General features: G+C 72.8%; 2 protein-coding genes. Both read right to left on the bottom strand.

Annotated elements, in window-relative coordinates; translation table 11 throughout:
- Positions 1 to 618: 618 nt before the first annotated feature.
- The gene (locus tag ACFXB5_RS52815) at positions 619 to 2,373 is read right to left on the bottom strand and encodes an NAD+ synthase (protein WP_385223089.1); all 1,755 of its coding nucleotides are present in this window, start codon (positions 2,371 to 2,373) and stop codon (positions 619 to 621) included.
- 143 nt (positions 2,374 to 2,516) lie between these two features.
- Entirely contained in the window at positions 2,517 to 4,289 is a 1,773-nt protein-coding gene (locus ACFXB5_RS52820) for a multicopper oxidase family protein (protein WP_385223091.1), read from the bottom strand.
- Between the last annotated feature and the right edge of the window lie 263 nt (positions 4,290 to 4,552).

Genomic DNA, 4,552 nt, shown 5'->3' on the forward strand with positions numbered 1-4,552 from the left:
GTCCGGCGGGTCTTTCCCCTCCCCGCCCCTTCCCGAAACTGGGGCTCCGCCCCAGACCCCCGGGGGTCCCAGGGGCGAAGCCCCGGGTAACGGGAAGGGGGCGGGGAGGGGAACAGCCCGCCGCAGGCGTCACGATCCGCCGGACACCCCGTAAGCGCTCCGCAGGGGGTGCCCCGACCTGCCGTCGATCGTCCGCGGCGGCGTCGTGGCTGGTCGCGCCCACGCGGCGGAGCCGCACATCGACACAGCCCCGCGCCCCTTCGGGGCGCCTCCCAGCCGCGGCGGTTGGGCCGCGCTGTGCGCTGAGCCCTGCCGAGGCGGCTGAACCGTGTCGCGGTGCGCTGGCCGTGCCGAGGTGCGTCCAGCCCGACCGCCGTCGAAACGAGGCCCCCGCCACACAGCGGGGGCCTTTCCGCTGTCCGGGGCGTCACGTGGCGGACGCGACCCCGGGGGCGCGCCTCGTCGAGCTGGCGTCCGGTCATCTGCCGTTCGTGGAGGCGCCCGCCGCGTGGCTGGGCCTGATCAGGGCGTTTCTGGACGCCCAGGCGTAGTCATAGGGCGCCGCGCGTAACGCTGCCCACGAGCCTCGGGCCCCACGAGCCTCAGACCCCAAACGCCTCAGACGTGTTCCCGCCAGCGGTTGGTGATGGGCAGCCGGCGGTCCTTGCCGAAGCCCTTCGCGGAGATCTTCGTGCCCGGCGGGTACTGCCGGCGCTTGTACTCGGCGGTGTCCACCATCCGCAGGATCCGGGTCACCAGCGCGTCGTCGTATCCCGCCGCCACGATCTCGGTACGCCCCTGGTCGCGGTCGACATACAGCTCCAGGATCCGGTCGAGGACGTCGTAGTCGGGGAGCGAGTCGGTGTCGACCTGGCCGGGGCGCAGTTCGGCGCTCGGCGGCTTGGTGATCGAGTTCTCGGGGATGGGCGGGGTCTGGCCCCGCTCTTCCGCCGCACGGTTACGCCATTTCGACAGGCGGAAGACGGAGGTCTTGTAGACGTCCTTGATCGGGCCGTACGCGCCGACCGAGTCCCCGTAGAGCGTGGAGTAGCCGCAGGCCAGCTCGGACTTGTTGCCCGGGGCGAGGACGATGTGGCCCTCCTGGTTGGAGATCGCCATCAGCATCGTGCCGCGCAGCCGCGACTGGAGGTTCTCCTCGGCCAGCCCGGTGAGGCCCAGGGAGCCCATATAGGCGTCGAACATCGGGGCGATCGGGACCGTGCGGAAGTTCAGCCCGGTGCGCCGCGCCAGCTCGGCCGCGTCGTCGATCGAGTGCTCGGAGGAGTAGCGCGAGGGCATCGCGACGCCGTACACGTTCTGCGCGCCGACCGCGTCACACGCGATGGCGGCGACGAGCGAGGAGTCGATCCCGCCGGAGAGCCCGATCAGCACACTGCGGAAGCCGTTCTTCGCCACATAGGCCCGCAACCCCACGACCAGCGCCGTGTAGATCTCCTCGTCGTCCCCGAGCCGCTCGGCCTCGCCGCCCGCGAGTTCCGGCTCGTAGCGGGGCAGCGGGTCGGCGGAGAGGGTGACGTGGTCGATGCGGAGCCCGTCGTCCACGATCCCCTCGGGGACCGAGCCCGGGTCGGCGGCGGGCAGATCGAGGTCGAGCAGCACACAGCCCTCCGCGAACTGCGGGGCCCGCGCGATGACTTCGCCGTCCCGGTCCACGACGATCGAGTCGCCGTCGAAGACCAGCTCGTCCTGGCCGCCGATCATGGCCAGGTACGCGGTGGTGCAGCCCGCCTCCTGGGCCCGCTTGCGCACCAGGTCCAGCCGGGTGTCGTCCTTCTCCCGCTCGTACGGCGAGGCGTTGATCGACAGCAGCAGCCCGGCCCCCGCCGAGCAGCTGGCCGGCACCCGGCCGCCGTCCTGCCACAGGTCCTCGCAGATGGCGAGCGCCACGTCGACGCCGTGGACGCGGACCATGGGCAGGGTGTCGCCGGGCACGAAGTAGCGGAACTCGTCGAAGACGCCGTAGTTCGGCAGATGGTGCTTGGCGAAGGTCAGGACGACCGCGCCCCGGTGCAGCACCGCGCCCGCGTTCTGCGGCGACCCGGCGGGCTGGCCGTAGCGCCGGGCGCGCTCGCTGCGGTCGAGGTAGCCGACGACCACCGGCACCTCGCCCAGCCCCTCGGCGTTCAGCCGTTCGGCGAGCGCGTGCAGCGCGGCGCGCGACGCCTCGACGAAGGACGAGCGCAGCGCCAGGTCCTCGACGGGGTAGCCGGTCAGCACCATCTCGGGGAACGCCACCAGATGGGCGCCCTGCTCGGCGGAGTGCCGGGTCCAGCGGAGTATCGATTCGGTGTTGCCGTCGAGGTCGCCGACGGTCGAGTCGATCTGGTTCAGAGCGAGGCGAAGTTGAGGCACGCGCCCAGTGTAATCGTCTGTCTGACGCGATAGCCGGGGGTGTCTCCCTTCTCACGCCGGACGAACGGTGCCCGGTCTCACGCCGGGCGAGCCGTGCCCGGCCCCTTCGCCTCCGGGGACCGGGCCTTGCCCGCCGCGAGCGGCTACTTCTGGTAACCGAGGATGGTCATCATCCCGGACTCCGAGTGGTAGACGTTGTGGCAGTGGACCATCCACAGCCCCGGGTTGTCGGCGTCGAGGTCCACGTTCACCTTGTGGTGCGGCAGCAGGACCGTGGTGTCCTTACGGGGGCCGCCGTCCGGCAGCGCGAAGGTGTGGCCGTGCAGATGGACCGGATGCCACATGTCGGTGCCGTTGATGAACGAGATCCGCACCCGCTCACCCTCCCGTACCGGATAGCGCTGCGAGGGGTCGTACGGCCGGCCGTTGATCGCCCAGTCCCAGCGCCGCATCGAGCCGGTGAGCCGCATCCGGATGATGCGGTCGGGCTCCTTGGGCGTCAGCCGGACGTCCTCCGCCGCCTTCAGCCGGTCCGCGGTGAGCAGCTCGCCGTTCAGCTCCTTGGGGCGCGGGAACTTCACCGGGTTCTTGCCACGGGTGCGCAGCACCGCCATCGCGGACCGCCCCTTGCCCTCGGCGATCACGGCGAGCGGGAAGACCCCGTCCTTGGCGGTGACCAGCACGTCGTAGCGCTCGCCCATGCCCAGCAGCAGCGCGTCCGTCTTGGCCGGTACGACGGGGTAGCCGTCGGTGTGGGTGACGGTCATCCGGTGGCCGCCGAGGGCGACGCGGAAGGCGGTGTCGCCGCCCGCGTTGATGATGCGGATGCGGATCCGGTCGCCGCGCTTGGCGCGGAAGACCTGCGGGGACTCGGGGGTGCGGCCGTTGACCAGGTAGTAGGGGTAGGTGACATCGCCCGCGTGGCCGCCCAGCAGCCGGCTCTCCATGGGCGCGGCCTTGGGGGCGGCCTTGGGCGCGGCCTTCTTCCGCGCCGTGGACCGGGCCCGGTCGCGCTTGGCACCGCCCGCGGCGGTGCCTTTGGCGGTGGCTCCGGCTGTCGCCGTGGCTTTGGCCTTGGCTGTCGCCGTGGCCTTGGCCGTGCCCGTGGCCTTGGCGCCGCGCTTGCCGCCGCCTTCCGTCGAGCCGCCTTCCGTGGAGCCGTCGTCCATCGGGCCGTCGTCCATCGCATGGCCGACCGGGCCGCTCTTGCCCGCGTTGAGCCGCTCGAACTCCTTGTCCGGGGTGCGGCCGCCCACCCCGTCGAGCCAGTCGTCCAGGACGACGACCCACTCCTTGTCGTACGTCAGCGGCTCCTTCGGATCCTCCACGATCAGCGGTGCGTACAGCCCCCGGTCCAGCTGGACGCCCGAGTGCGGATGGATCCAGTACGTGCCCGGGTAGAACGCGGTGAAGCGGTAGTCGTAGGCGGCGCCGGTCTTGATCGGCCGCTGGGTCACCCCGGGGACGCCGTCCATGTCGTTGCGCAGCCGGACGCCGTGCCAGTGCAGCGTGGTGGGCTGCGGCAGGTTGTTGGCGAGGGTGAGGGCGATCGTGTCGCCCGCGGTCACCCGGATCTCCCGGCCCGGCACCTGGTCCTCGTACGCCCAGGACGTCACCTTGCGGGCGCCGATGTCCAGGGTGGTCGCGGTGGCGGTGAGCCGGAAGGTGCGCACCGGCCCGGGGCCCCGCCGCCGCTCGGTCTCGGCGACCTCCGGGCCGTGAGGGGAGACGTACTGCGCCGGGACGTCGTCCGCGGGCGCGCCGGGCCTGGCAGGGGCGCCCATCGCGTTGCGATCCACGCCGTCGGGGCCTCCGGCGTGGGGGCGGGGGCCGGAAGAGCCGCAGGCGGCGAGCAGACCGCTGCCCGCGGCGGCGATGCCCGTGCCGAGCACGGCACGGCGAGTCTTTTCGTGCATGAGTCAGTACCCCAATGCTGATGTGTGCCGGATGCGTGAGGGTCGGCGCGTCCGCCGCCCCGCCGGGAGGGCGGGCGGCCGACGCGCCGCTCTATGCGCCGCATCAGCGATCGGCCCCGGGGTGAGGGGCTCAGGCCCCGTGCGGGGCGGGGGTCGGGGGCGCCCCGCCCCGCCCCCCCCCCCCCCCCCCCCCCCTCCCGCTGGCCCCGCCCCCGCGGAGGGGGGGAGCCCGAGCGGAAGCCCCCCCCCACACTCACAGACGG

Origin of the sequence: Streptomyces sp. NPDC059455 (assembly GCF_042750115.1) — a bacterium.
GTDB lineage: Bacteria > Actinomycetota > Actinomycetes > Streptomycetales > Streptomycetaceae > Streptomyces > Streptomyces endocoffeicus.

What these genes read in the sequence shown, in the direction of transcription:
- ACFXB5_RS52820 (WP_385223091.1), bottom strand. Translation starts at nt 4,289, where the DNA reads ATGCACGAAAAGACTCGCCGTGCCGTGCTCGGCACGGGCATCGCCGCC.